Annotated in this window: 30 protein-coding genes and 1 pseudogene; 13 read left to right on the top strand and 18 right to left on the bottom strand. The window is 72.7% G+C overall.

Annotation, left to right across the window (positions count from 1 at the left end):
• Window positions 1–20 precede the first annotated feature (20 nt).
• Window positions 21–692 carry a VOC family protein gene (locus DI005_RS33570; protein WP_113644761.1) on the top strand — a complete coding sequence of 224 codons (672 nt, stop codon included), beginning with the start codon at window positions 21–23 and terminating at the stop codon, window positions 690–692.
• Here DI005_RS33570 and DI005_RS33565 read toward each other — a convergent pair.
• From DI005_RS33565 to DI005_RS33555, 3 genes are read right to left on the bottom strand one after another with little or no spacing between them, the layout of a single operon-like run.
• Window positions 664–1296 (bottom strand): TetR/AcrR family transcriptional regulator, encoded by a 633-nt coding sequence (locus DI005_RS33565; RefSeq protein ID WP_113644760.1) that lies wholly within the window; start codon window positions 1294–1296, stop codon window positions 664–666. The two genes, DI005_RS33570 and DI005_RS33565, sit on opposite strands and share 29 nt — an antisense overlap.
• Window positions 1297–1317: 21 nt before the next feature.
• The gene (locus DI005_RS33560) at window positions 1318–1626 is read right to left on the bottom strand and encodes a nuclear transport factor 2 family protein (protein ID WP_112268492.1); all 309 of its coding nucleotides are present in this window, start codon (window positions 1624–1626) and stop codon (window positions 1318–1320) included.
• Window positions 1627–1652: 26 nt separating this feature from the next.
• Window positions 1653–2393 (bottom strand): SDR family oxidoreductase, encoded by a 741-nt coding sequence (locus tag DI005_RS33555; RefSeq protein ID WP_112268494.1) that lies wholly within the window; start codon window positions 2391–2393, stop codon window positions 1653–1655.
• 144 nt (window positions 2394–2537) lie between these two features.
• Here DI005_RS33555 and DI005_RS33550 point away from each other — a divergent pair, with 144 nt between their 5' ends.
• The gene (locus DI005_RS33550; protein WP_228714047.1) at window positions 2538–2981 is read left to right on the top strand and encodes an ester cyclase; all 444 of its coding nucleotides are present in this window, start codon (window positions 2538–2540) and stop codon (window positions 2979–2981) included.
• Between the two features lie 289 nt (window positions 2982–3270).
• Entirely contained in the window at window positions 3271–3519 is a 249-nt protein-coding gene (locus DI005_RS33545) for a hypothetical protein (protein WP_113644759.1), read from the top strand.
• On the opposite strand, the gene rraA is transcribed toward DI005_RS33545, so the two are convergent.
• Entirely contained in the window at window positions 3477–3956 is a 480-nt protein-coding gene (gene rraA, locus DI005_RS33540) for a ribonuclease E activity regulator RraA (protein ID WP_113644758.1), read from the bottom strand. The two genes, DI005_RS33545 and rraA, sit on opposite strands and share 43 nt — an antisense overlap.
• On the opposite strand from rraA, the gene DI005_RS33535 reads away from it, so the two are divergent.
• The gene (locus DI005_RS33535) at window positions 3937–4209 is read left to right on the top strand and encodes a hypothetical protein (RefSeq protein ID WP_147263929.1); all 273 of its coding nucleotides are present in this window, start codon (window positions 3937–3939) and stop codon (window positions 4207–4209) included. The two genes, rraA and DI005_RS33535, sit on opposite strands and share 20 nt — an antisense overlap.
• A complete protein-coding gene (locus tag DI005_RS33530; RefSeq protein WP_113644756.1) occupies window positions 4206–5381 on the top strand; it encodes an MFS transporter in 1176 nt (391 codons plus the stop codon). The genes DI005_RS33535 and DI005_RS33530 overlap by 4 nt, the downstream gene beginning before the upstream one ends.
• Before the next feature lie 6 nt (window positions 5382–5387).
• On the opposite strand, the gene DI005_RS33525 is transcribed toward DI005_RS33530, so the two are convergent.
• Complete coding sequence (locus DI005_RS33525; protein WP_113644755.1) at window positions 5388–6737, bottom strand: glycoside hydrolase family 1 protein; 1350 nt, start codon at window positions 6735–6737, stop codon at window positions 5388–5390.
• A 53-nt stretch (window positions 6738–6790) separates the two neighbouring features.
• Here DI005_RS33525 and DI005_RS33520 point away from each other — a divergent pair, with 53 nt between their 5' ends.
• Both DI005_RS33520 and DI005_RS33515 read left to right on the top strand, forming a co-directional pair.
• Window positions 6791–7363, top strand: a complete 573-nt coding sequence (locus DI005_RS33520; protein ID WP_113644754.1) for a TetR/AcrR family transcriptional regulator — start codon at window positions 6791–6793, stop codon at window positions 7361–7363.
• Window positions 7364–7395: 32 nt separating this feature from the next.
• Window positions 7396–8871 (top strand): glutamate--cysteine ligase, encoded by a 1476-nt coding sequence (locus tag DI005_RS33515; RefSeq protein WP_113644753.1) that lies wholly within the window; start codon window positions 7396–7398, stop codon window positions 8869–8871.
• Between the two features lie 16 nt (window positions 8872–8887).
• Here the strand turns inward: DI005_RS33515 and DI005_RS33510 are convergent, their stop codons facing one another.
• Window positions 8888–9163, bottom strand: coding sequence for a hypothetical protein (locus DI005_RS33510; RefSeq protein WP_113644752.1), 276 nt, complete (start codon window positions 9161–9163; stop codon window positions 8888–8890).
• On the opposite strand from DI005_RS33510, the gene DI005_RS33505 reads away from it, so the two are divergent.
• The gene (locus DI005_RS33505; RefSeq protein ID WP_147263928.1) at window positions 9150–9578 is read left to right on the top strand and encodes a hypothetical protein; all 429 of its coding nucleotides are present in this window, start codon (window positions 9150–9152) and stop codon (window positions 9576–9578) included. The genes DI005_RS33510 and DI005_RS33505 overlap by 14 nt on opposite strands.
• A gap of 80 nt (window positions 9579–9658) precedes the next feature.
• Here DI005_RS33505 and DI005_RS33500 read toward each other — a convergent pair whose 3' ends face one another.
• The 4 genes from DI005_RS33500 to DI005_RS33485 all read right to left on the bottom strand — a co-directional run bounded on the left by DI005_RS33500 (window position 9659) and on the right by DI005_RS33485 (window position 12823).
• A complete protein-coding gene (locus tag DI005_RS33500; RefSeq protein WP_112268525.1) occupies window positions 9659–9910 on the bottom strand; it encodes a hypothetical protein in 252 nt (83 codons plus the stop codon).
• Between the two features lie 188 nt (window positions 9911–10098).
• A complete protein-coding gene (locus tag DI005_RS33495) occupies window positions 10099–11559 on the bottom strand; it encodes a serine/threonine-protein kinase (RefSeq protein WP_113644750.1) in 1461 nt (486 codons plus the stop codon).
• A gap of 79 nt (window positions 11560–11638) precedes the next feature.
• Window positions 11639–11986 carry a hypothetical protein gene (locus DI005_RS33490; protein ID WP_147263927.1) on the bottom strand — a complete coding sequence of 116 codons (348 nt, stop codon included), beginning with the start codon at window positions 11984–11986 and terminating at the stop codon, window positions 11639–11641.
• Window positions 11987–12823, bottom strand: coding sequence for a methyltransferase domain-containing protein (locus DI005_RS33485; protein ID WP_113644748.1), 837 nt, complete (start codon window positions 12821–12823; stop codon window positions 11987–11989). It lies immediately after the preceding gene.
• A gap of 90 nt (window positions 12824–12913) precedes the next feature.
• Here DI005_RS33485 and DI005_RS33480 point away from each other — a divergent pair, with 90 nt between their 5' ends.
• Both DI005_RS33480 and DI005_RS33475 read left to right on the top strand, forming a co-directional pair.
• Window positions 12914–14116: an alpha/beta fold hydrolase gene (locus DI005_RS33480; RefSeq protein ID WP_233520412.1), complete on the top strand. Its 1203-nt coding sequence runs from the start codon at window positions 12914–12916 to the stop codon at window positions 14114–14116.
• A 243-nt stretch (window positions 14117–14359) separates the two neighbouring features.
• Window positions 14360–16498, top strand: coding sequence for an MMPL family transporter (locus DI005_RS33475; protein ID WP_113644747.1), 2139 nt, complete (start codon window positions 14360–14362; stop codon window positions 16496–16498).
• Here the strand turns inward: DI005_RS33475 and DI005_RS39310 are convergent.
• The 4 genes and pseudogenes from DI005_RS39310 to DI005_RS33465 form a co-directional block, all read right to left on the bottom strand.
• The gene (locus DI005_RS39310; RefSeq protein ID WP_233520411.1) at window positions 16481–16621 is read right to left on the bottom strand and encodes a hypothetical protein; all 141 of its coding nucleotides are present in this window, start codon (window positions 16619–16621) and stop codon (window positions 16481–16483) included. The two genes, DI005_RS33475 and DI005_RS39310, sit on opposite strands and share 18 nt — an antisense overlap.
• Window positions 16622–16682: 61 nt before the next feature.
• A pseudogene (locus DI005_RS39815) lies at window positions 16683–16850 on the bottom strand (class II aldolase/adducin family protein); the annotation flags it as partial.
• 17 nt (window positions 16851–16867) lie between these two features.
• Window positions 16868–16996 (bottom strand): hypothetical protein, encoded by a 129-nt coding sequence (locus tag DI005_RS39560; RefSeq protein ID WP_255565786.1) that lies wholly within the window; start codon window positions 16994–16996, stop codon window positions 16868–16870.
• Window positions 16997–17025: 29 nt separating this feature from the next.
• Window positions 17026–17805 (bottom strand): APH(3'') family aminoglycoside O-phosphotransferase, encoded by a 780-nt coding sequence (locus DI005_RS33465; RefSeq protein WP_113644746.1) that lies wholly within the window; start codon window positions 17803–17805, stop codon window positions 17026–17028.
• A 58-nt stretch (window positions 17806–17863) separates the two neighbouring features.
• On the opposite strand from DI005_RS33465, the gene DI005_RS33460 reads away from it, so the two are divergent.
• The gene (locus DI005_RS33460) at window positions 17864–18403 is read left to right on the top strand and encodes a hypothetical protein (protein WP_113644745.1); all 540 of its coding nucleotides are present in this window, start codon (window positions 17864–17866) and stop codon (window positions 18401–18403) included.
• 3 nt (window positions 18404–18406) lie between these two features.
• On the opposite strand, the gene DI005_RS33455 is transcribed toward DI005_RS33460, so the two are convergent.
• Window positions 18407–19135: a hypothetical protein gene (locus DI005_RS33455; RefSeq protein ID WP_228714048.1), complete on the bottom strand. Its 729-nt coding sequence runs from the start codon at window positions 19133–19135 to the stop codon at window positions 18407–18409.
• A 60-nt stretch (window positions 19136–19195) separates the two neighbouring features.
• Window positions 19196–20560, bottom strand: a complete 1365-nt coding sequence (gene chrA / locus DI005_RS33450; protein ID WP_113644744.1) for a chromate efflux transporter — start codon at window positions 20558–20560, stop codon at window positions 19196–19198.
• Window positions 20561–20634: 74 nt separating this feature from the next.
• On the opposite strand from chrA, the gene DI005_RS33445 reads away from it, so the two are divergent.
• Window positions 20635–21123, top strand: coding sequence for a Chromate resistance protein ChrB (locus tag DI005_RS33445; RefSeq protein ID WP_113644743.1), 489 nt, complete (start codon window positions 20635–20637; stop codon window positions 21121–21123).
• The gene (locus DI005_RS33440) at window positions 21120–21551 is read left to right on the top strand and encodes a chromate resistance protein ChrB domain-containing protein (RefSeq protein ID WP_113644742.1); all 432 of its coding nucleotides are present in this window, start codon (window positions 21120–21122) and stop codon (window positions 21549–21551) included. The genes DI005_RS33445 and DI005_RS33440 overlap by 4 nt, the downstream gene beginning before the upstream one ends.
• 9 nt (window positions 21552–21560) lie before the next feature.
• On the opposite strand, the gene DI005_RS33435 is transcribed toward DI005_RS33440, so the two are convergent.
• A complete protein-coding gene (locus tag DI005_RS33435) occupies window positions 21561–22511 on the bottom strand; it encodes a LysR substrate-binding domain-containing protein (protein ID WP_112268547.1) in 951 nt (316 codons plus the stop codon).
• A gap of 57 nt (window positions 22512–22568) precedes the next feature.
• Window positions 22569–23744 carry a CaiB/BaiF CoA-transferase family protein gene (locus tag DI005_RS33430; RefSeq protein ID WP_112268548.1) on the bottom strand — a complete coding sequence of 392 codons (1176 nt, stop codon included), beginning with the start codon at window positions 23742–23744 and terminating at the stop codon, window positions 22569–22571.
• Between the last annotated feature and the right edge of the window lie 4 nt (window positions 23745–23748).

Raw genomic sequence — 23748 nt, 5'->3', positions numbered from 1 at the left:
CCCGGTGCGACGATGCGGCCGTGAGCGAAACCGTGAGCCACCACGCCGTTTCCGCGGCGGTCACCGACCTCGGCTGGCGCTACGTCCTGGACGGTCTCCGTGCCGGGGTGCCGGTGGAGTCCCTGCGCGCCGCCACCGACGTCGCGGCGCGGATCGTGGCCGGACTCGGCGCCGAGACCGACGAGCACGTCGTGGTGGACTGCCGCCCCGGCGGCGTGATCTTCACCGTGCGGTCGCGGCGCACCGGGTCGGTCGAGCCCGGCGACCTCGACCTCGCCCGGCGGATCTCCGAGCTGGTGACCGGTCTCGGCCTGCGGATCACCGCCGACGCCGGCCCGTCGAGGTCCGTGCAGGCGCTGGAGATCGCCATCGACGCGCTCGATACCGCCGCCATCCGCCCGTTCTGGCGGGAGGTCCTTGGCTACACCGACGGCGCCGGGGACGCCCTCGTCGACCCGGCCGAGCAGGGCCCTGCGGTGTGGTTCCAGCGGATGACGGCCCCGCGCCCGCAACGCAACCGCGTGCACCTGGACATCTCCGTGCCGCACGACGAGGCGCCCGGGCGCGTCGAGCGTGCGCTCGCCGCGGGCGGCGTGCTGCGGTCGGACCGGTTCGCCCCCGCGTTCTGGGTGCTGGCCGACGCCGAGGGCAACGAGGCGTGTGTCAGCACGTGGCAGGGCCGCGACCCGTGACGCCGTCCAGGAGGTTGCCGACGAGCGCGGTCACGAAGTCGTCGGTCACCGGCTCGTCGGGGATGAGCAGCCGGTGGTAGACCGCGCCCCAGAGCTGGTCGACGAGCACCTGCACGTCGAGGTCGGCGCGGAGCTGGCCCGCTTCCCTTGCCCGTTCCAGCCGTTCGCCGGCGAGCCGCCGCCGTTGCGAGGAGTACAGCGCCCGGTAGGCCGCGGCCAGCTCCGGGTCGGTCTGGGACTGACCGATCAGCTCGGCGAGGATGCGTCCGCCCGGGGTCTCGGTCAGCACGCGGGCGAAGGCGCGCAGCTGGCTGAGGAGGTCGGCGCGGATGTCACCGGTGTCCGGGAACGCGAGCGTCTGCTCGACGGCGTGGAAGTAGCCGTCCAGGGCCAGCGCGCCCTTGGACGGCCACCATTTGTACAGCGTCGTCTTGCTGACGCCTGCCACACGTGCCACGCGTTCGAAGGTCAGCTCCGCGATCCCCTCGGCGAGCAGCAGGTCGCCGACAGCGCGCAGCACGTCCGCCCGCACCTCGTCCGCGGGCCTGCGCCCTCGGCCCCGGCCTTCCCTGACGGCGGCGGGGGTCTTCGCCTCGTGCGTCATGTGTCGATCCTCCCCGGTCGCTCAGCCGATGCGCAGTACGGCGATCAGTCCGTCGCGCGTGCCGTTGTAGCCGTCGCCGGTCACGGTGAGCGCGACGACGTGGCTGTCGGGGGAGGGGCCGGCCTCGGTGCCGACGAGCTTGAACCGGGACCGCACGCCGATGTCGTCGGTGCGGTCCCGGTCGCGCACGCCGTCCCGGCCGTTGTGCTCGCGGCCGCAGTCGTGGAGCTGGGCGTCCTCGGGGAACGTGGCGGCGAGCGCCTCGACGTCGCCGCGGTCGGTCCCGTCGATGAACGTCCGGATCGCCGCGGGCGGCTCGATGGTGGTCATGGTCGGCTCCCTCCCGCCGGTGATGGTCAGGCGAGGCCGCCGTTGGCGAAGAGGACCTGGCCGTTGACCCAGCGCGCCGGGCCGGCGAGGAAGGCGACGGTCTCGGCGATGTCCCCTGGCTGCCCGAGCCGCTCCAGCGGGGTGGCCTTGGCGAAACGGTCGACGGTGTTCTCGTCCTTGCCGTCGAGGAACAGCGGGGTGGCGGTCGGCCCCGGGGCGACGGCGTTGACGGTGACGTCCCGGCCGCGCAGTTCGCGGGCGAGGATCAAAGTCAGGCTCTCCACGGCGGCCTTGCTGGCGACGTAGGCGCCGTAGGTGGGCAGCTGTGTGCGGGTCACCGACGTCGAGAAGTTGACGATAGCGCCGCCTTCGCGGACGCGGCGGGCCGCCTGCTGGTCGACCACGAAGGTGCCGCGGATGTTGGTGCGGTGCACGCGGTCGAGGTCGTTCAGGTCGAGCGTCGCGATCGGAGAGAGGACCATGATCCCGGCCGTGTGCACGACGACGTCGAGGCCCCCGAAGGCGGACTCGACGGCGTCGAACGCCGTGGCCATGGCGGCCTCGTCCGCGACGTCACCGCCGACCGCGATCGCCCGGCCGCCCTCGGCGGTGATGGCCTGCACGGTTTCGTCGGCCTTCTCCTTGCGGCCCGCGTAGTGGACGGCGACCGCGATGCCGTCCCGCGCGAGCCGTTCGGCGACGGCCCGGCCGATGCCCCCGGAGCCGCCGGTGACCAGGGCAACTCGGTTGGTGGTGGGACTGCTCATGTTGTGCCTCCTATATGAACTATGCGTCCATATAAGCAGCTAATGAACGAGCTGTCCATATCGTTCGCCCACAAAACCCGGGCTGGACACGTCCGCTCCGCCGGGTGTCCAGTGTGCGGAGGGGTAGTCGCGAAGGAGGTCCTGATGATGACACCGGAGGAGCGCAGGGACGCGATGCGCCGGCTGGCGGACGAGCTGTGGAACCGGGGCAACCTCGACGTCTGCGACGAGTTGTTCGCGGCGCACTGTTCCTTTCACGACCCGAGCTTTCCCATCGACGGAGTCGCGGGAATGAAACAGCAGGTCGCCGAGCTCAGGCAGGCCCAACCCGACCTGCACATGGACGTGCACGACGTCCTCGTGGACGGAGACCTCACCTGTGCCCGCTGGACCATGGGCGGCACCGCCCGCAACGAGTTCCGCGGCCTGCCCGCCACGGGCAGGAGCTACGTGATGACCGGCATGACGTTCGACAAGTGGGAGGGCGACCGGATCGTCGAGGAATGGGTCAACTACGACCTGCTCGGGGCACTCCAGCAGGCGGGGCTCATCCCCGAGACGGCCAGTCCGCCGTCCGCCACGGAGTGAACCGGAGCCCCGGTGCCGCGGCGCCGGGGCTCCACTGTGGACGAGACCGGCGCGGTTGACTCCGTTCGGCGGCGGGGGCGGCCGGAGTTTCGCGCTAGCGTTGGGGAACCGTCGGCCGAGGGGGACTCGTGGACTTACCGCGCCGGGACCGAGCCGCCCTCGCCTTGCTGCTGGGCCATGCCGCCCTGCTCGCGGGCCCATCCTGTGGACGGCGTTCCATCCGCTCGCGACCGTCAGCGCCACGGCGTGGGCGGGGCTGGTCCTGGAGGTCGTCCTCGTCGCGGCCGTCGTGCTCCGGCGACAGCGGGACTTCTGGGTCGCCCTCGTCGCGCTGGACGCGATGTGGCTCCTCGCGCACGCCATCTCCGCCGTCTCGCAACTGCCCGGAGTTCCGCTGCCGGCCGCCTTCACGGCCACCGCCCTCGCCCGGCCGCTGATCCTGCTGTCCGCTCCCGTACGGCGTCTCGTGCCGCCCGCCGCGACCTCGGAGCGGGGTCAGCCCGCCGCCAGCAGCACCACCCCGTCGTCGTCGGCGTAGAGCCGATCTCCCGGCAGGAAGGTCACCCCGCCGAACCCGACCGGCACGTCGAGCGCGCCGTGGCCGGCCTTCGAGCTCTTGCGCGGGTTCGTGCCGAGCGCCTTGATGCCGAGCGGAAGCTCCGCGAGCACGGCGCTGTCGCGTACGGCTCCGTTGACGATCAGGCCGGCCCAGCCGTTGTCGGCGGCGGAGCGAGCGATGAGATCGCCCGTCAGCGCGGTGTGCAGCGAGCCCCGGCCGTCGATCACCAGCACACAGCCCTCTCCCGGCGTGCGCAGCAGCTCGCGCACCAGGCCGTTGTCCTGGTAGCACGACACGGTCCGCACGCGGCCGCAGAACGACCGGTGCGCGCCGAACTGGCGGAACTGCGTGTCGCATACGCGGAGGCGGTCGCCGTGCTCGTCCACGAGGTCGGCGGTGGCGAAGGTGTCGGTCACGTCGTGGGTTCCTTTCGTCCAGTGCGCCCAGCAGGCTATAACCTCTGGGCTCGGCGAATGGGAGCTGCCGCAGGCTCGCGCAGGGGGCGGGCGCGAGCCGGGGGAGCGGACGAAGGAGGACGAGGAACACCGGCTGCTGATGGAGAACGTGATCGTGCGGGACAGCGGCACCGCCGAGACGGTGCCGCGGGAGCACATCGGGACCAAGCCTCGGCGCGAAGGCGATGTGGCGGCGGCTCATGACGGCCCATGACTGAGGGCACGCGTGGTCGCGCCTGGGCGCTGCTCACCCACGCGGCGCTGACCCAGGCCGTGACGTTCGTGCTGCGTCCGGCGACGTCGTACCGCGCGCTGGAGCTCGACATGTCGCCCGCGTGGCTCGGGGTGCTCTCGGGGACGTTCGCGCTGGTGCCGTTGGTGCTGGCGCTGCCTGCCGGGCACGTCGTCGACCGGCTGGGTGAGCGCCGCGTGCTGATCGCGGGCGGGGTGCTGCTCACGGCGGCGGGCGGCGCCTTCCTGGTCTTCGGCGGCTCCATCCCGGGGCTCGTGGTCGCGAGCATCGTGCTCGGCACGGCGCACCTGTGTGCCGTGGTGGGGCAGCAGGCGCTCGTTGCGAACACGACCTCCTCCGGCAGGCTCGACGCCGCCTTCGGCTACTACACCTTCGCGGCGTCGGCGGGGCAGGCCGCGGGACCGCTGCTCATCGTCCTCTTCGGAGGCTCGAAGGCCATTCCCGACACCACGCCGGTGTTCCAGGGCGCCGCGCAGATCGCGGTGGTCGTGCTCGCGTGCTCCTTCGCGATTCGCGACGGCGCACGCGCCGCCGAGCGCGATGCCGCCGCGCCCAGCGGGGTCGGCGGGCTGCTCCGCCTGCCCGGACTGGCGCGGGCGCTGCTCACGAGCTGCGTGGTGCTGGCGGCGGTGGACATCTCGCTGGTCTACCTTCCCGCGCTCGGCGCCGAGCGCGGCATCGCGTCCGGAGTGGTCGGTGCACTGCTCGGGCTGCGCGCCGTGTCGTCGATGACCTCCCGCCTGTTCCTCGGCAGGCTCACGCGCCTGCTCGGCCGCAAGCGCGTGCTGCTCGTGAGCATCGCGGCGTCGGCGGCCGGACTCGCGCTCGCGGCGGCCCCGGTGCCGGTGTGGGTACTGGCCGTGGCCGTCGTGGTGGCCGGGCTGGGGCTCGGTGTCGGGCAGCCGCTGACGATGTCCTGGCTCGCCGAGTCGGCCCCGCCGGGGATGCGCGGCCGGGCGATGTCGCTGCGGCTCACCGGCAACCGTGCCGGGCAGGTCATCGTGCCCGGCACGATCGGGCTGGTCGCCGCCGGGCTCGGCGCGGCAGGGGTGCTGTGGGTGACCGCCGCGGGCCTCGCGTGGACGGGGTTCGCCGCGCGCAAGCTCGCCGTTGACCGCCCGCCCGACTCGTGAGCGCGCTCAGCCCGGCTGCGCCCACGCCTTGGCGCCCGCCGCCACCGGGAGCGGCGCGAAGCACGTGCGCAGATCGGCCAGGGCGCACCACGCGGGCCTGCGCTTCGGCAGGTAGCCCTCGGGCACGCCGTTTCCCGCGATCGTCTCGCGGTAGGCGGGCACCGCGTCGGTCGGCTTCCGCGTGAGCGAAGGATCCGTCAGCGCGTCCACCGTGTACAGCCCGAACCGGGGCCGGTAGCTGCCCCACTCGTAGTTGTCCGTGATGCTCCAGTAGTTGTAGCCCATGACGTTCACGCCCTCGGCCATCGCGCGTTGCAGCCAGTACAGGTGGTCACGCAGGTGGTCGGCGCGGGTGTAGCCGTCGGGCCTCGGCTGCCCGTTGTCCGTCGGCATCCCGTTCTCCACGACGTACAGCGGCAGCCCGGGGAACTTTCGCTGGTAGGTCTTCAGCGCGTAGTAGAGCCCGTCCGGCTGCGGGTCGATGCGCCAGAACTCGTCGGTCAGGCCGTGGATCGCCGTGAGGTTGTCGAGACTCGCGCCGTAGTAGTAGTCGACGCCGACGAAGTCGAGCTTGTCCTTGACCTTGTCGATGAACGCCGCGTCGTCGAACCACTGCAGCGGCGGCGGTTTCACCGCCAGGTTGCTGCTCACCCGCGCGCCGGGGTCGAGCTCGTGGATGAGGTCGTAGCCCTGGCGGTGGGCGCTCACCAGGTTGCGCATCATCGCGCCGGACTGGAAGGCGTTGAGCCCGCCGTTGCGCTCCTCGAACGACCGGTACACCGTCGGCTCGTTGAAGGTGATCCACAGCGCGCCCTGCCCCGCGTAGCGCTGCACCACCAGCCGGGCGAAGGAGAGCCAGCTGGAGACGGTCGACGGGTTGGTCCAGCCGCCGCGGTCGACGATCCACCCGGGGTGCGTGAAGTGGGTGAGCGTGAGCATCGGGGTCATCCCGGCGGCCTTGATCTCACGCACCATGCCGTCGTAGAGCGCGAGGGCCTCCTGGTCGATCTCGCCCGGCCTCGGCTCGATCCTCGGCCACTCGAGGCTGACGCGGAACGTGTTGACGCCCATCTCCTTCGCCAGCGCGATGTCCTCGGCGTAGCGGTTGCGGAAGTCCACCGCGTTCGCGTACGGGTCACGCACCGTCTCGGCTTGGGCGTCGACGTACCGCCGCCAGTTGCTGTCGGGTGCGGCGCCCTCCGACTGGAACCCCGCCGTCGCGACGCCCCAGTGGAACCCTGGCGGCACCGGGGGAACCGGCACGGGGGCGCTCGCGTGCGCCGGTCCGGACAGCGCGGTGGGCAGCGTCAGTGCGGCCACGACGCTCGTGACGGCCAGTCTCCGCTTGATCGACATGCCGGCCAGTATGCAAGGGTTCCCTTGCGCGGCGCAAGGCTATCCTTGCACCCATGTCCGGTGATACGCGTGCGCGCATTCTGGCCGAGGCGCTGCGTCAGTTCGCCGCGCGCGGATTCGACGGCGCCACGATCAGCTCCATCGAGCGCGGCGTAGGGCTGGCCGAGGGAACGGGCTCGTTCTACCGGCACTTCCCGTCCAAGCGAGCGGTGTTCGACGCGGTCGTCGAGCACGAGCTCGCCCGGCTGCGCGCGATCCGCCCCGAGCGGGAACCCCGCACCGCCGAGGGCGGCACGCGCCCGCTCAGCGAGCGTCTCGCCGACGACCTGCGGTTCCTGCGCGAGGTCCGCCCGCTCGTCGAGATCCTGATCCGTGAGCGCGACGGCATGCCACACGTCGCCGAGCGCGTCCGCGACGTGCTCGTGGAACGGGGACTCGCCGGGATCGCCGGCGACCTCGCCGCCGACGGCGAGCCGGGCTGGGAGGACCCGGAGGCCGCCGCGACCGTGCTGCTGTGCGCCACGGTGGGCTACTTCCTCACCACGGAGTTCTTCGGCGACGTTCCCGGCGGGGTGAACGCCGAGCGCTACGCCCGCAGCCTCGCGAGGCTGCTCGGCGGAACCTGACCTGCGGCCCCCGGCGGGTTCAGAATGGGGGGATGGGTGAGGAAGTCGGTCAGCACACCTTCAGCCGCGCGGACCGGACACGGTACCGGGTCCGCGTCCGCCGCTGCCTCGACGCGTTCGCGCGGATGCTCTCCGAACCGCACTTCGAGTTCGACCGGCCGCTCACCGGGCTCGAGATCGAGCTGAACCTGGTGGACGACCGGCACGAGCCCGCCATGCGCAACGCCGAGACGCTGGAGGCCATCGCCGATCCCGCGTTCCAGACCGAGCTGGGGCAATGGAACCTGGAGATCAACGTGCCGCCCCGCCCGCTGCGCGGCGGCGGTGGCGCCGAGTTCGAGCGGGCCGTGCGGGCCAGTCTCAACGCCGCCGAGGCGAAGGCGAGGGAGATCGGCTCGCACCTGATCATGATCGGGATCCTGCCGACGCTGCGCCAAGAGCACCTGACCGGGACGGCACTGTCGGTCAACCCCCGCTACGCGCTGCTGAACCAGCAGATCCTGGCGGCTCGGGGCGAGGACCTGCACATCGTCATCGACGGCGCGGAGCGGTTGCAGGCCACGTGCGACACGATCGTGCCGGAGGCCGCGTGCACCAGCACCCAGTTCCACCTCCAGGTAAGCCCCGAGCAGTTCCCCGCGTACTGGAACGCGGCGCAGGCCGTCGCGGGCGTGCAGGTGGCGACCGGGGCGAACTCGCCGTTCCTGCTCGGCAGGCAGCTGTGGGCGGAAACCCGGATCGCGCTGTTCGAGCAGGCCACCGACACGCGCAGCGAGGAGCTCAAGGCGCAGGGCGTGCGGCCGAGGGTGTGGTTCGGCGAGCGGTGGATCACCTCGATCTTCGACCTCTTCGAGGAGAACGTGCGGTACTTCTCCGCGCTGCTGCCGATCTGCTCCGACGAGGACCCGATGGAGGTGCTCGACCGCGGCGACACCCCGGAGCTGGCGGAGCTGCGCCTGCAGAATGGGACCATCTACCGGTGGAACCGGCCGGTGTACGCGGTCGTGCGTGAGCGCCCCCATCTGCGGGTGGAGAACCGGGTGCTGCCCGCGGGCCCCACCGTGGTGGACACGCTGGCGAACGGGGCGTTCTACTTCGGACTCGTCCGCGCGCTCGCCGAGCAGGAACGTCCGATCTGGACCCAGATGTCGTTCAGCGCGGCCGAGGAGAACTTCCACGCCGCCGCGAGGTCCGGCGCCGACGCCCGGCTCTACTGGCCCGGCCTCGGCACGGTGCCCGCCACGGAGCTCGTGCTGCGGCGCCTGCTGCCGCTTGCCCACGAGGGCCTGCGGCGCTGGGACGTCGACGCCGCCGAACGCGACCGGCTGCTCGGCGTCATCGAGCAGCGCTGCCTCACCGGCACGACCGGCGCAGCGTGGCAGGCGCGCGCGTTCCACCGGCTGTTCGACGCGACGTCGCTGAGCCGGTTCGAGGCGCTGCGCCGCATGGTGGCCGTGTACCGGGAACACATGCACACCAACGAACCCGTGCACGCCTGGCCGGAGTGACTCAACGAGCATTGACTCAGCGAGCCAGGAGCCGTTCGGCGCCCTCGGCGAGTTCCCGGACCACGACGGCCGCGCCTCGCACCTCGGTCACGGCCGCGACGGCCTCATGCGTGTAGAGCGCCATCGCCTCGATCCGCGTGCCCACGCGGATCCTCCGGCTCAGGCGGCTCCGGCGGTGAGCGCCGCGGCCACGCCGCGGGGCGGTGCCGACGCCGCCCGCGGCGAGCACCGGCACGTCCACCTCGTCGAGCACCGACTCCAGCGGCGGCGGCAGGGCCGTGTGCCCGCGCACGTGCCCGCCCGCCTCGGCGCCGTGGACCGACGAGGTCGGCCCCGGCGTGGTCGCCGTCCGGGGGCTGGCGCGACCCGCGCGCGAAGCCCACCTGCCAGCGCACGAGCACGCCGCCGGTGTGCGCGAGGGCCGCCAGCCCGGGGCCGGGGCCGTGCCAGCAGAAGCCGACGGTCCGCAACCGCGCCGCCGCGACCTCCACGGCCGCCGGGTCGATGCCGGCGGAGGCGAGGTTCGCGGCGAGGACGCCGTCGGTGCGCAGCGCGGCGGAGTGGGCTTCGAGGTTCCCGGCGTCATACCCAGCGCCGCGACGGTGCCCACCCCGCCCGCGTCGGCGACCGCGGTCACGAGCTCGGGCGAGGCGATCGGGCCCAGGGGAGAGCCTGCTGGATCGGGACCCGCCCCGCCAGTGCGGTGAACGTCGTCGTGAGCATCGCGGCCTCCCCGGTGAATGCTGCGCACGAGTGAAGTCGCGCGCCGGGCGTCACGGCGTTCCGCTCACTCCTTGCGCATGGACCTGCGGATCTGCTCCAGCCGTTCCTTGCCCGCCCGCTCGCGCTCGGCCAGCTGCTCGTCGAGCGTGCGTCCCTCCGGCGTGCTCTCCGCCAGCTCCGTGGAGCCAATCGAGGTCGCGAACCGGTTCTCGATGCGGTCGCGCACGTAGTCGAAGTTCGGAACCCCGCCCTCGGTGTAGTCGCCTTCCGGCACGGCCGGCGGCGTGTAGTCGGGTTCGTCCGGGGTGTTGCTCATGGTCTGCTCCGTCCCTGGTTCGTGGCGGGGGCTGACCCCACCGACAGTACGCGGAAAGCCGGGCGACCCCGCCGCCTGTTCACCCCGCCCTGTCCGGCGTGCCGATCGAGCCGGCAGCGTGCTCGGGCCGTGACGAAAGTCCAGCGCGGCCTGCGGCTGCCCGCCTGGCCCCTCTGGAACGGGGGTGGCTAGCCGTCGCCTCGCCGTGGGTTGCCGTGCTCGTCGCCCCGGCCGGGACCGTCGTCCTTGCGCGGCTCCTCGCGGGGCCCCGCCGGGTCCGGGTCCTCCTCGGTGTCCCTGCCGCCGCCGTCCCCGGTGCCGCCGCGGTCGCCGTCGTCGTCCTCAGCGGGCGTACCCGGCTCCGGTCGCGCGGGGGTCGGCGGTGCCGGTGCGCTGGTCGCGGTGTGCAGGACGGTGTCGGACTCGAGGACGGCGGTCCCGTGGCGGTCGACCACCCCGAACTGGTGGAACTCGGTGACCGTCGATCCGTCGGGGAGTGTCAACTCGATGCCGACGTGGACGCTGTCCGCGGCGGTCACCTTCGGCGCGGACACCACGATGACCGCCGTGACGCCCGACCAGTACGCGTCGAACGCGTCCCGGCCCTGCGCGCGCAGGCCGGGGCCGAGCCGCTCCCACGCCTGGTCGGTTCCGCCGGGAAGGGGTGCGTAGAACGCAGCCACGGCCTGCCGCAGCTGACTCGCGGTGAGCGGGTCGCCCGGCCTCGAGGTGCCGGGCGCGGTGGCCTCGGCGGTGCTGTCCTCGGACGAGCGGATCGCGACGAGGAGCACCACGGTCGCCAGCACCGCGACGAGCAGCGCGAGCGCGGCAGGCCACCACCGGCGCCGCCGCGTCGTGGGCCGCGCGCGGGACCCCCGCTCCGCCGCCACCGTGGGCAGGGTCCTCGTGAACGCCGGTGTTCCGGCGAGGGGAACGGTCGCGTCGCCGGCCCCGACGAGCGCGGGCCGCTTCGCGGCGACGGTGAGCGAGCGGGCCTCGGCCACCGCGAGTAGGTCCTCCGCAGCCTCGGCGGCGGTGCTGCGCCTCGCGGGGTCCTCCGCCAGCATCGCGTCCAACAAGGGTGCGAGCGGCCCCGCCTGCGCGCCGGTTCCTCCGGGCAGGACCTCCGACAGCGTGGCACCGAGGGCGTGGACGTCGGCGCCCGGTGTGGCCCGCCCGCCCCGGTCTGCGGGCGAGACGAAGCCGCCGAGCTTCACGGTGCCGTCGTCGGCGACGAGTACCGTGCCCGGCGAGACGTCGCCGTGCACGATCCCGGCCTCGTGCGCCTCCGCGAGCGCCGACGCCAGTTGCGCGCCGACGCGGGCGGCCTCCATCGGCGGCAGCGGCCCGTCCTCGGCCACGACCTCGGCGAGGCTGCGGCTCGGGAAGTACTCCATGATCAGCAGTGGCGATCCGTCGTGGTGGTCGACGTCGTGCACCGACACGACGTGCGGATGGCGCAGCCGCATGGCCTCGCGCCCCTCGCGCACGGCCCGGTCCGCCTGCACGGTGTCCGGGAGCAGCTGTTTGATCGCGACCGGCCGCTTGAGCCGCTCGTCGACGGCCTTCCACACGGCGCCCGTCGTTCCGCCGCCCAGACGCCGCCGCACCCGGTAACGGCCCGCGACGAGCTTGCCGACCTCGCTCACCGGCCACCGCGTCTCTGTATCACCCGATCAGGTTATGTGCTTGCGTTGGGTATTCAGCGGTGCCCCGTGCCGTGTCGCGTCAGGCCCGGCCGTAACCGCCGGTCAGCGTCCTCCAGAGATCGGCGTCGAAGCCCTCCAACGGGAGCTCGGCGACCATGTAGCGCACCGCGTACTCCACCTTCGCCCGCCAGCGCGCCGCCGCGTCCTCCGGGGAACCGGCGCGCAGGGCGGCGAAGATCCCGGTGGCGTCGAGCACCATCCGGTCGGCCGCGTCGGCGTAGCCGCACCAATCCGCGACGGGTCTGTGCTCACCGGCCCTGGCCACGAGCGATCGACCACCGTCACGCGGTCGCAGGCGTGGGGCGGGCACGCGGGTCGCGAGCAGCCCGCCCCATGCCCGCTCCCAGGACGATGGCCGTGCCCGCACTCAGTGATCGCGGCTCTGTCCGATCGTCGTCCACGCGCCGACGAGCGTGGGTAGCCGGAAGACCAGCTCCAGGTCCGTCTGGTGCCGGTGGAAGCGCTGCTCCAGGGTGTCGAGTCCGAGCTCCTCCGGGGTCGCGGTGCCGGTCCGCACGAGCACCGGCTCGAGCGTGCGGAGGATTCCCGTCGCCATCCTGGCGCCCGTCGGATCCCCGGGCTGCCGGTAGCTCTGCAGCCCGAGCACGACGGCGGGCGCCAGCCCGGCCGTGCCGAACACCGCTTCCAGCCGGGCGCCGAGGAGCGGGTCGAGCCCGGACCGCTCGAACGCCTCAGTGATCCAGTGGGCGACCTGCTCGCCGAAGCGCGTGGAGGGCAGCATGCCGGCGGCACTCATCTCGTACTCCATCGCGACCACCACCCCGCCGGTGCGCACGAGGCCGGCGAACCGGCGCAGCACGCGCGCGGGCTCGGGCGTGTACAGCAGCACGAGGCGGCCCACCACCGCGTCGAACGGGCCGGTGAGGCGGACGTCGTGGAGGTCGGCGTGCACGAACGACACGTTCGTGACCCCGCGCGCCTCGGTGCGGCCGGCCGCCCACGCCAGTGCCCGTGCCGAGGAGTCGATGCCGACGACCGAGCCTTCCGGGCCCACGAGGTCGGCGACCTCGAACGCGACGTCACCGGCGCCGGTGCCCAGGTCGAGTACGCGCATGCCGGGCCGGATTCCCGCGAGCCGCAGGATCGTGCGCGTCGCCGGGGCCAGTGCCGCGGCCTGTTCTTCCAGACGGCGCAGCTCGTCCGGTTCGTTGCGCAGCAGGTACGGGGTTTCCGTCGTGGTCATGGTGTCCCTCTCTCCCGAGTCGTCCGTCCAGGTTGGGCGCCCCGGGGGGCTGGTGGCTTGGAGGAAACGTGGGGATGATGTGGAGATTCCGTGGCGGCGGCCTCGAAGCGGGGTGGCGGCGTGTACGTGTTCGAGGACTGTGAGGTCGACCCGCGGAGGTTGGAGCTGCGCCGCCGCGGCGAGCCGGTGCACGTCGAGCCGCAGGTGTTCTCGCTGCTGACCCACCTCATCCGGCACCGTGACCGCGTGGTCGGCAAGACCGAGCTGCTCGACGCGGTGTGGGGCTACCGCCACGTCACCGAGTCGGCGCTCACCAGCAGGGTCAAGGCGCTGCGCCGGGCGATCGGGGACAGCGGCGGAGCCCAGCGCATGGTCGCCACGGTGCACGGGGTGGGGTACCGGTTCGTCGCCGACGTGCGGGAGACCGACGGCGGCCCGCCCGCCGCGGACGGCCGCATCCCGCAGCGGATCCGCTACTGCCGCTCGGCCGACGGCGTGCGGGTGGCGTACGCGGTGTCCGGATCGGGGCCGCCGCTGGTGAAGGCAGCGAACTGGCTGACCCACCTCGACCTGGAGTGGACGAGCCCGATCTGGGCGCACTGGCTGGACGGGCTCGCCAGAAGGCACACGCTCGTGCGCTACGACGAGCGAGGCTGCGGGCTGTCCGACTGGGACGTCGGCGAGTTCCGCTTCGAGGACTGGGTCGACGATCTGGAGCTGGTCGCCGACGCGGCTGCGCTGGAGCGTTTCCCGTTGCTGGGCGTCTCACAGGGCGGCGCGGTCGCGATCGCCTACGCCGTGCGCCATCCCGAGCGCGTGTCCCGGCTGGTACTCGCGGGCGCGTACAGCCGGGGCCGGTTCGCGCGCGCCGCCACGCCGGAGGAGAAGGAGGAGGCGGCGCTCGACCTGACCCTGGGCCGGATCGGCTGGCGGCACGACGACCCGACGTTCCGGCAGGTGTTCGCCAGCCAGTTCCTGCCGGGCGGCACCCGGGAGCTGTGGGACGCGTTCAACGACCTGCAGCGGGCGACGACGTCGATCGACAACGTCGTGCGGTTCCTCGACGTGTTCGCGCACATCGACGTGTCCGCCCTGGCGCCCCGGGTCGGCTGCCCCACGCTGATCCTGCACTCGCGCGGGGACCTGCGCGTGCCGAAGGCGCAAGCGCAGGAGCTCGCCGCGCTCATCCCGGACAGCAGGCTGTGCTTCCTCGACAGCCGCAACCACATCCTCACCGAGGACGAGCCCGCCTGGCCCGTGTTCCTCGCCGAGCTGGACGGCTTCCTCGCCTGACACGCCGCGGCGTCGGTAGCTCTGCCGTACCGCGCCGGCGATCAGGTCGTGGCGCTCGGCGCCGTCCCGCCAGTGCCTTCGTTCAAGATCGAGTTGATGGGACGGTCCGTGGCCGCACCGTCACCCAGGGGTCGCCGCGAGTGCGGAAAGCCCCGCCACCGCAAGCCGATTGGGGACTTCCGGCCCGCGTCCCGCACCCCGTCCCCGGGTTAGCTTCGGGGTTTCCGGATGGGGGTGGGACCCATGGACGAGATCCCCAGCGGCGCGGGGCGGGCCGCGCGGCTTCCCTGCGGCCGGGTGGGCAAGTGGGTCGTGCTCGTGCTGTGGCTGGGTGCGCTGGCCGCGCTCGGCCCGCTCTCGGGCAAACTCACCGACGTCCAGGACAACCAGGCGTCGTCGTGGCTGCCGGAAAGCGCCGAGTCGACCGAGGTGCTGCGCGTGCTGGAGGGTTTCCGGTCCAGCGACGAGGTTCCGGCGATCGTCGTCTACGACCGGCCCGAGGGGCTGCGGCAGGCCGACCTCGCGCGCATCGCGGACGACACGCGCGCGTTCGCCGGCCTCGACGGCGTCGACCGCAGGGTGGCCGGGCCCATCCCGTCGGGTGAGCGGCCCCTGCCGGAGGCGGCGCAGGTGGTTGTGCCGCTCGACATCGGCGAGGACGGCTGGGACCGGCTGCCCGGGCTCATCGACGAGATGCGCCGCATGGCGGGCGACGGAGCCGACGGCGTGTCCGTGCACGTCACCGGCCCCGCCGGGTTCGGGGGCGACAGCGCGGAGGCGTTCGAGGGGATCGACTCCACGCTGCTCTACGCCGCGCTCGCCGTGGTGGTCACGATGTTGCTGCTGACCTACCGCAGCCCGTCGCTCTGGGTGCTCCCGGTGCTCGTCGTCGGGTCGGCGCTCGCGGTGGCACAGGGCGTGGTGTACCTGCTCGCCCGCTACGCCGACCTGACCGTCAACGGGCAGAGCGCGGGCATCCTGCTGGTGCTCGTGTTCGGCGCGGGCACCGACTACGCGCTGCTGCTCGTGGCGCGCTACCGGGAGGAGCTGCGCAGGCACTCCGACCGGCACGAGGCGATGGCCTACGCCCTGCACCGCGCCGGGCCCGCGATCTGGGCCAGCGGCGCGACCGTCGCGATCAGCATGCTGTGCCTGCTGTTCGCGGACCTCAACTCCACGGCAGGGCTGGGCCCCGTCGCGGCGATCGGCATCGGCATCGCCCTGCTGGCCATGGTGACCCTGCTGCCCGCGCTGCTGACGATCACCGGCCGCTGGGTGTTCTGGCCCGTGCGGCCCGCGTTCGGCTCGGCCGACCGGACCGAACGCGGCCTGTGGGCGCGCATCGGCAGGACGGTCGCCCGTGGCCCGCGCGTGGCGTGGGCGGTGACCGCGGTGGTGCTGGGAGTGCTCGCGCTGGGCACGCTGACACTCAAGGCCGACGGGCTCACCAATGCCGGTTCCTTCACCGAGACCCCGGACTCCGTGGTGGGGGAGCGGGTGCTGGCCGAGCACTTCCCGGCCGGGGCCGGGCAGCCCATCCAGGTCGTCTCCAACGCGGGACAGGCCGGGCAGGTGCGCGAGGCGTTCGCGGGCGTGCCGGGTGTCGTGTCGGTCGGGCAGCCGGAGGTCCGGGACGGGATCGCCTACCTGGAGGGGACCACCGAGGCCGCGCCGGACACGCAGGAGGGGCTCGCGACGCTGGTGAACGTGCGCGACGCCGTGCATGCCGTCCCCGACGCGGGCGCGCTTGCCGGAGGGCAGGCTGCGTTGCTGTACGACACGGCGCAGGCCAACACCCACGACCGCAACCTGATCATCCCGCTGGTGCTGGTGGTGGTGTTCTGCATACTGGCGGTGCTGCTGCGGTCGCTGCTGGCCCCGCTGGTGCTGATCGCGACCGTGGTGCTCTCGTTCCTCGCCACGCTCGGCATCAGCGCGTTCTTCTTCAACAACGTGTTCGGGTTCGAGAACGCCGATCCGTCGTTCCCGCTGTTCGTGTTCGTCTTCCTGGTGGCGCTGGGGATCGACTACAACATCTTCCTCATGACGCGCGTGCGCGAGGAGGCGTCGCGGGACGGCACCAGGCGCGGGATGCTGACCGGGCTCGCGACCACCGGCGGGGTCATCACCTCCGCGGGCCTGGTGCTCGCGGGCACGTTCGCGGTGCTGGGCACGTTGCCGCTGACCTTCCTCGCCGAGCTCGGCTTCGCCGTCGCGGTCGGCGTCCTGATCGACACGATGATCGTTCGCGGCGTGCTCGTGTGCGCGCTGACGCTCGACATCGGCAGATGGATCTGGTGGCCGGACCGGCTGATGCACAAGCGCGACGAACAGCCCCGTGCCACCCGGCTCCAGGCGAGCGGCTCAGCCGCCCCAGGGTGAGCCGTAGCGCTCGCCGAGGCGCACCCCGCTGCTCTCCTCGAGTGTCCTGATCGGACGGTCGCCGAGGAGCAGGAGCAGTTTGCTCGCCTCCTCCAGCTCGATCGCGGCGTCGAGCGCCACCACGAGGCCGTGGTTGGCGAGCAGCGCGGCCCGGAACGGGAGCCCGAGCCGCTCGATGGCCTCGGCCTGCGTCGAGCACCGAGAGGCGCTCCGAGTCGAGCGCCGCGAGGTCGGCTCCGGTGGGGGACATGACGATCGAGTCGCGCTCGCGCACGCTCACGTCGCCGGACGAGCCGGGGGAGAGGCCCAGCTCCGCGAGGCGTGCGGCGGCCGCGACGAGCTCGGTGCTCACGGTGCTCACCGAGTCCCTCAGGCGGTGGCGAGTGAGTCCCAGGCCGTGGTGAACATGTCGATCTCGCCGAAGTCGCCCGAGTTGAGCGCGAGGTTGAGCGGCACCGGCCTCGGCACGGACCTCGTGCTCGCCGAGGTCACCGGCATCGGGGACACCGCGACCGGTCGAGCGGGGTTCAGCCCCACGTCAGCGGGTCGAGGTGCAGGTAGAACCGCAGCCGGTCCGCGTCCAGCGGGTGTCCGTAGCGGCCGGCGAACGCCTCGTCCGCCGCGCGGGCCTCCGTCTCGTCCGGCCACGTCTCCCGCGAACTGGCGAGCAGCAGGGCCAGGTCGGCGTGCCGGTCGGCCAGGCCGAGCCTGCCCAGGTCGATCAGTCCCGACACTTCCAGGGTGTCCGGGTCGAGGACGATGTTGGGCAGGCACAGGTCGCCGTGGCACACCACGGTGTCGGCAGGCTCCTCGGCGAGCCGCTCCTCGAGTCGCGGCTCCAGCCGGGCGAGCAGTTCCGCCGGGGGCGTGCCCTGCTGTTCGACGGGGAGGAAGTCCGGCTCCACCGCGTCCCTGGCGACGACGTCCCTCGCCAGTTCGAACATTCGCGCCAGGTCCCTCCGAAACGGACAGTCGTCTGTGGACATTTCATGCAGCTGCCGCACGGTGCCGGTGATCGAGGGCCACGCCTTGGCGAGTGCCTCGGGCGGCACCGTGTCGGCGGGAACGCCGGGCACCGCGCTGGTGATGAGGCACGCGCCGGTGTGGTCCTCGGTCCAGTCCAGCACGCGGGGGCCGGGGACACCGGTGCCGGCGAGCCAGGAGACACGGTCGCGTTCCGCTGCCAGCTCCGCTCGCCCGCTCGCGGGAACGTGCTTGGCGTAGCGGGAGCCCGTTGTGTCGCACAAGACCGTTGCGCCCGATTCTCCGCCTGTCACGGGCTTCCAGCGGCCGGGTGGAACGATCACCCGGTGATCCTAGGGCTAGGGTGTGGCGCGATCGGACACTGGGGAAGGAACGTTTCGCATGAACGTGAACTACGCGCGCGCGGCGAGGATGACGAACGCGCGGCTGATCAAGGAACGGATGCAGGCCGTCGGCGCCGCGGTGGTGGGTGCCGGGTTGATCGTCGGCGGCATCCTGGTTCTCGGCGACGACCGGGTGATGTGCGGCTCGCAGGAGATGAGCGAGGGGCAGGTCTGCGAGGAGACCCGCAACGGCGAGACGACGGCCGAGCGGAGCCTGGACGAGCAGGCGAGCGACAACAAGACCACCGGCTGGCTGCTGCTGGGCGGCGGGGCCGCGATGCTCGTCGGTGGTTCGGCGTGGGCGTACCACGGTTTCGCCCGCAAGAAGCGGGTCACCGCGGAGCAGCTGGCGGCGGGGCAGGGCCATGCGCCGCAGTCCCCCGTCCCACAGCCACAGCAGGGCTGGCAGCAGCCCGCCCAGCAGTACCCGCCCCAGCCGCCGCAGCCCTACCCTCCGCAGGGTCACGCGCCGTACGGGCAGCCGTATCCGCCGCAGCCCGGCTACCCGCCGCACGGATACGGGCAGCCGCCGCGGTGACGCTCACGGCCGGTCGGGCTTACCGCCCAGCAGGTCGAGGAACCGGTTGACCCTGCGCTGGTAGGCGGCTCCGAACCGGTGGTCGGCGCGGGCGAGCTTCGCCTCGCCGTAGCGGCGGCGCGCCCACACCGACGACGGTTTGGCCAGCCGGATCGCGCCCACCGTGGCGACCACGGGCACGACGACGCCGATGATCCCCGTCGGGAGCTTGCCCTTGAGCACACAGACTCCCGCCATGGAGAAGTGGAGCACGACGGTCGCCGCGAACGCCAACGCGGTGCCGCTGTCCTCGGGGTCGGCGCCGATGGGCGAGGACTGCAACAGCAGCGCCGTGCCGACCGCGCCGCCGACCAGGATCGCGTCGAGCGAGCGGCGGCCCTCGGCCGACCAGTAGACGTCGTTGAGGTAGAGCCAGAGGGCGAACTCGTCGAGGGTGAGCGCGGCCCCGGCGCCGAACAGCGCCGCGAGCAGCTCGGCCCACGGCGCCTGCGGGTCGTACCGGAACGTCAGCATCCCGGTGACCAGGAGCAGCAGGATTCCCCACACCTGGTGGTGGACGTGCACGCCGCCGACGTGGACGTCGCGCAGCGCACCCCGCTCCGGCTCCCCACGCCTGGCGTGGATGCGGCGTGTGATCGTCCGGACCACGGCGAAGGTGACGAGGAACCCCAGCAGCGCGCACAGCGCGGCAGAGCGGCCCGTGTCGACGAACGTGCGCTGATACCAGTCCACGGCGACCTCCCCGGGTCACACGTCGCCAGCGAAGCCTCCCAGCATACGGCCGGGAGGCGGTCAGACCAGGGGAATCCCGGCCAGCGCGGCGGCACAGCCGAGCGCGGCGCACGTGGCGAGCAGCCGCAGCATCGGCCAGCGCAGCACGAATACCAGCACCAGCGCGAGCACCGTGAGCGCGACGGAAAGCGGTCTGACGCTACCGGGATCGGGCACGAGCACCGCGAACGGACCCGCGCCCCACGTCCGCGTGGTGGCGAAGAGCGTGTGGACGGCGAAGTAGAGCGCGAGGTTCGCGATGACGCCGACCACCGCCGACGTGATGCCGGTCAATGCGGCCGAGAGCGGACGGTTGTGGCGCAGTCGCTCCACGTACGGCGCACCGAGGAGGATGAACAGGAAGCACGGCACGAAGGTGACCCACGTGGTGAGCAGCGAGGCGAGCACGCCGGCGACCCAGGGGTCGAGCGGCCCCGGGAAGTGGTAGGCGCCGAGGAACGCCACGAACTGCACCACCATGATGAGCGGTCCCGGCGTGGACTCGGCGAGCGCGAGGCCCCGCACCATGTCGCCCGCGGAGAGCCAGCCGTAGACCTCCACCGCGCGCTGGGCGACGAAGGCGAGCACGGCGTAAGCGCCGCCGAAGGTCACTACGGCCGTCCCCGAGAAGAACAGCCCCTGCGTGGTGAGAACGCTGCCCGTCCCGGTGAACACCGCGACGGCCACCACCGGCGCGGCCCACAGCAGCAGGCCCACCCCCAGGGTGCGGAGGCCGCGGCCGAGGCCGGGCGGCTCGTGATGCAGTGTGTCGTCGGAGATCAGCGGCGGCGGACCCCCGGCGGCCTCCTCGCGGCGGGGCCGCACGGTGTCCGGGACGAACCTGCCGAGCAGCCAGCCCGCGGCCGCGGCGGCGGCCACCACCACGGGGAACGGCAGCGCGAACAGCGCGAGCGCGAGGAACGCCGCCACGGCGAGCGAGACGAGCGCGGGATGCCGCAGCGCGCGGCGGCCGACCCGGACCACGGCTTGCGCCACGATCGCCACCACGGCGGGCGCGAGCCCGGCGAACACCGCGGTGACCGCGGTGGTTTCCCCGAACGCTACGTAGATCGCGGACAGCACGAGCAGTGCCAGCATGCCGGGCAGCACGAACAGCGTTCCCGCGATCAGCCCGCCGCGCCTGCCGTTCAGCAGCCAGCCAACGTAGATGGCCAGTTGCTGGGCCTCCGGGCCGGGGAGCAGCATGCAGTAGTTCAGCGCATGCAGGAACCGTTGCTGGCCGATCCAGCGCCGTTCCTCCACGAGCGTGCGCTGCATGACGGCGATCTGCCCGGCGGGGCCGCCGAAAGTCTGCAGCGAGATCAGGAACCACGCCCGGACAGCCGTGCGCAGGGGCACGACGTCGTGGGTCGCGGTGCCGGGCATGGATCCTCCTTCATTCAGCGGCGTGCGGCTAGACTGTAACCATGGTTGCACCGGATGAGAAAGGTGCCCGCGATATGAGACAGGGGCACTGGGTGCTCCTGTCGTACCGCCTGCCCCGCGAGCCGTCGTCGCCGCGCATCGCGATCTGGCGCAAGCTCAAGCGCCTCGGGGTCGCGCAGCTCGGCGACGGCCTCGTCGCCCTGCCCGCCGACGCCCGCACCCGCGAGCACCTGGACTGGATCGCCGAGGAGATCGTCGAGGCCGGCGGCACCGCCGGAATGTGGTTGGCCCGGCCGGCCACGCTCGCCCAGGAACGGGACCTCGCCCGCACCATGGCCGCCGCCCGCGCCACCGAGTACGAGGCCGTGGTCGCCGAGGCGGAAGGAACGGGTGAACTGACGGGGGCCGAACGGCGGCGGCTGCTGCGGCGCCTGCGCGGTGAGCTGCGCCGGATCCAGCGCAGGGACTACTTCCCGCCACCGCAGCGCCACGCGGCCGAGGCCGCCGTGGCTCGGCTGCGGGTGGCGGACGACACCGAACGGACCGAGGAGCGCACCGCATGAAATGGGCGACCCGGGCGGGCATTCACATCGATCGTGCCGCATGCGCCTGGCTGATCCGCCGGACCGTCGACCCCGGAGCGGAGTTCGTCTTCGTCGCCGACCCGGCCGAGGTTCCCGCCGACGCCACCCCGTTCGACATGCGGGGCGTCGAGCTGGGCCACCACAGGGGCGACTGCAGCTTCGAGACCATCCTGCGCCGGTACGAGCTCGTCGATCCGGTGCTGTGGCGGATCGCGGAGATCGTCCACGAGGCCGACCTCGACGATGAGCGGTACCACGCACCCGAGGCACCAGGGCTCGACGTCGTCCTGCGGGGCCTGTCCATGATCGGCGACGACATGCACACGCTCGCCGTCACCGGACCCGTTTTCGACGGCCTCTACGAGTACTTCCACCGGCAGCTGACGCTCGGCAGGGAACCGGCCTGACCGACGGGCTCAATGCTGTTGCCGACCTCCGGCGGCGAGGCGGATGCCCTCCCAGCGGCCGTCCCCGGCGAGCCGCCGCGTCACCTCGACGATGCCACGGCGCACGGCCACCACCGCGTCGCGCGGCTCGTAGAACTCGGTGGCGGTGCGGATCGCGACGTGCCTGGCGAGCGGGGGACCGGTGATCCGGCGGGCGCCGACGTCGCGCGGCCGCCGGTTCCCGGCGAACACCGACAGCGGAAGGATCGTGCACGCCTCGCCGCTCTCCGCGATGCGGATCATGGTGCCGAGCGACTCGACGTCGGCGACCACCGTGGGCACGAGCCCGTGCCCGCCGAACGCGCGGTCGATCAGCGCGCGCAGGTTGCTGCGCCCGCCCGGCGCCACCAGCGGCACCTCCCGCAGCTCCAAGACGCTCACTTCGTGCTCGGACTCCGGCTCCGGATCCGGCGTGCCGATCAGGTAGAGGTCCTCCGAGTACAGGGGCACCTCGCCGGGCCTTCGCGCGTCGTCCTCGCGGTAGACGGCCGCCAGGTCGAGCCTGCCGCCGAGCAGCAGCTCGTGGATGTAGCCGCTCATCGACTCGAACAGCTGCAGGTGGACGCCGGGGTGGTGCGCCTTCGTCCACGAGAACAGCGCGGGCGCCAGGTGCGTGGCGACGGTGGTCGGCAGTCCGATCGCCACCGGGCCGTGCACCCCGTCCCGGTCGCTGGCGATGTCCTCGGAGAGCCGGTCGAACTGGCGCACCAGCTGCTGGGCGTCCCGGTAGAGCGACCGGCCCGCCGGGGTGGGCCGCACGCCGCGCGGTCCGCGTTCGAGCAGCCGCACGCCGAGCTGGTGCTCCAGCTGGGCCATCCGCTGGCTCAGCGCGGGCTGGGACACGTGCAGCTCGGTGGCCGCCCTGGTGAGGCTGCCCGCGTCGAGGACGGTGATGAAGTCGCGCAGGTGGGCGATGTCCATCGTGCCGCCTTCCTGCCGTGCTCCTGGCAGGCCGATCCTCTCACCCGGACCGGCGGGTCAGGCGACGCCCTCGGCGACCAGCGCGTCGATCTCGCCCTCCGCCAGCCCCAGCTCGGCGAGGATCGCGCGGGTGTGCTCGCCGAGACCGGGCACGGGATCCAGCCGGGGTTCGCCGGTGGCCAGGCCCGGCAGGGCCAGCGCGGGCACCGGGCCCGCGGTGGTGCCCACCTCGTGCCAGCGCCCGCGCGCGGCGAGCTGCGGGTGCCGCCACACCTCGGCGAGCGTGTTGACCCTGGCGTGCGCGACCGGGATCTCGGCGAGCAGCTCCATGGCCTGCTCGCTCGTCAGCTCCCCGAAGCGCTGGGTGATGATCGCTCCGAGCGCCTCGCGGTTGGCGTTGCGGTCGGCGTTGGTGGCGTACGCGGGATCGGTGGCCAGCTCGGGCCGCTTCAGGAACTTCTCGCAGAACGCGCGCCACTCACGCTCGTTCTGGATGGCCATCATCACGACCTTGCCGTCGCCCGCGGGAAACGGGCCGTAGGGGTAGATCGTCGCGTGCGCGGCGCCCGCCCTCGGCGGCGGCTCCGCGCCGTCGTAGGTGTAGTAGAGCGGGAAACCCATCCACTCCACCGTCGCCTCCAGCATCGAGACGTCCACATGCGACCCCTCGCCGGTGCGGCCCCGCTCCAGCAACGCCGCGAGGATCGAGCTGTAGGCGTACATCCCCGCCGCGATGTCGGACACGGAGATGCCCACCTTCGCGAGGTCCGCGCCGGAACCGGTCACCGACAGCAGGCCGGCCTCGCTCTGCACCATGAGGTCGTAGGCCTTCATCGACTCGTACGGTCCCGGCGAGCCGTAGCCGGAGATGTCGCACACGATCAGCCGTGGGTTGGCGGCCCGCAGCTCGTCGGCCCCGAGCCCGGCGCGGGCCGCCGCGCCCGGCGCGAGGTTCTGGATGAACACGTCGGCCTCCGCCAGCAGCCGGCGGAGCACCTCGTTGCCGCGCTGGTCCTTGAAGTCGAGGGTCAGCGACTCCTTGTTCCGGTTGACCCACACGAAATGCGAGCTGAGGCCCTTCACGCGCGAGTCGTAGGCGCGCGCGAAGTCGCCGGCGCCTGGCCGTTCCACCTTGATCACGCGGGCGCCGAGATCGGCGAGGTGCCTGCTGGCGTACGGAGCGGCGATGGCCTGCTCAAGCGACACGACCGTGACTCCACGAAGGGGCTGCATCTTT

It is taken from the genome of Prauserella sp. PE36, from assembly GCF_003311655.1.
Taxonomy (GTDB): Bacteria; Actinomycetota; Actinomycetes; order Mycobacteriales; family Pseudonocardiaceae; genus Prauserella_A; species Prauserella_A endophytica.
This window is presented reverse-complemented; position numbering and strand designations above follow the sequence as displayed.

Coding starts and splice junctions, on each gene's coding strand:
- DI005_RS33565 (WP_113644760.1), bottom strand. CDS start 1,296: ATGACGCACGAGGCGAAGACCCCCGCCGCCGTCAGGGAAGGCCGGGGC.
- DI005_RS33560 (WP_112268492.1), bottom strand. CDS start 1,626: ATGACCACCATCGAGCCGCCCGCGGCGATCCGGACGTTCATCGACGGG.
- DI005_RS33555 (WP_112268494.1), bottom strand. CDS start 2,393: ATGAGCAGTCCCACCACCAACCGAGTTGCCCTGGTCACCGGCGGCTCC.
- DI005_RS33550 (WP_228714047.1), top strand. CDS start 2,538: ATGATGACACCGGAGGAGCGCAGGGACGCGATGCGCCGGCTGGCGGAC.
- DI005_RS33530 (WP_113644756.1), top strand. CDS start 4,206: ATGACTGAGGGCACGCGTGGTCGCGCCTGGGCGCTGCTCACCCACGCG.
- DI005_RS33525 (WP_113644755.1), bottom strand. CDS start 6,737: ATGTCGATCAAGCGGAGACTGGCCGTCACGAGCGTCGTGGCCGCACTG.
- DI005_RS33520 (WP_113644754.1), top strand. CDS start 6,791: ATGTCCGGTGATACGCGTGCGCGCATTCTGGCCGAGGCGCTGCGTCAG.
- DI005_RS33515 (WP_113644753.1), top strand. CDS start 7,396: ATGGGTGAGGAAGTCGGTCAGCACACCTTCAGCCGCGCGGACCGGACA.
- DI005_RS33500 (WP_112268525.1), bottom strand. CDS start 9,910: ATGAGCAACACCCCGGACGAACCCGACTACACGCCGCCGGCCGTGCCG.
- DI005_RS33485 (WP_113644748.1), bottom strand. CDS start 12,823: ATGACCACGACGGAAACCCCGTACCTGCTGCGCAACGAACCGGACGAG.
- DI005_RS33475 (WP_113644747.1), top strand. CDS start 14,360: ATGGACGAGATCCCCAGCGGCGCGGGGCGGGCCGCGCGGCTTCCCTGC.
- DI005_RS39560 (WP_255565786.1), bottom strand. CDS start 16,996: ATGCCGGTGACCTCGGCGAGCACGAGGTCCGTGCCGAGGCCGGTGCCG.
- DI005_RS33460 (WP_113644745.1), top strand. CDS start 17,864: ATGAACGTGAACTACGCGCGCGCGGCGAGGATGACGAACGCGCGGCTG.
- chrA (WP_113644744.1), bottom strand. CDS start 20,560: ATGCCCGGCACCGCGACCCACGACGTCGTGCCCCTGCGCACGGCTGTC.
- DI005_RS33445 (WP_113644743.1), top strand. CDS start 20,635: ATGAGACAGGGGCACTGGGTGCTCCTGTCGTACCGCCTGCCCCGCGAG.
- DI005_RS33440 (WP_113644742.1), top strand. CDS start 21,120: ATGAAATGGGCGACCCGGGCGGGCATTCACATCGATCGTGCCGCATGC.
- DI005_RS33435 (WP_112268547.1), bottom strand. CDS start 22,511: ATGGACATCGCCCACCTGCGCGACTTCATCACCGTCCTCGACGCGGGC.
- DI005_RS33430 (WP_112268548.1), bottom strand. CDS start 23,744: ATGCAGCCCCTTCGTGGAGTCACGGTCGTGTCGCTTGAGCAGGCCATC.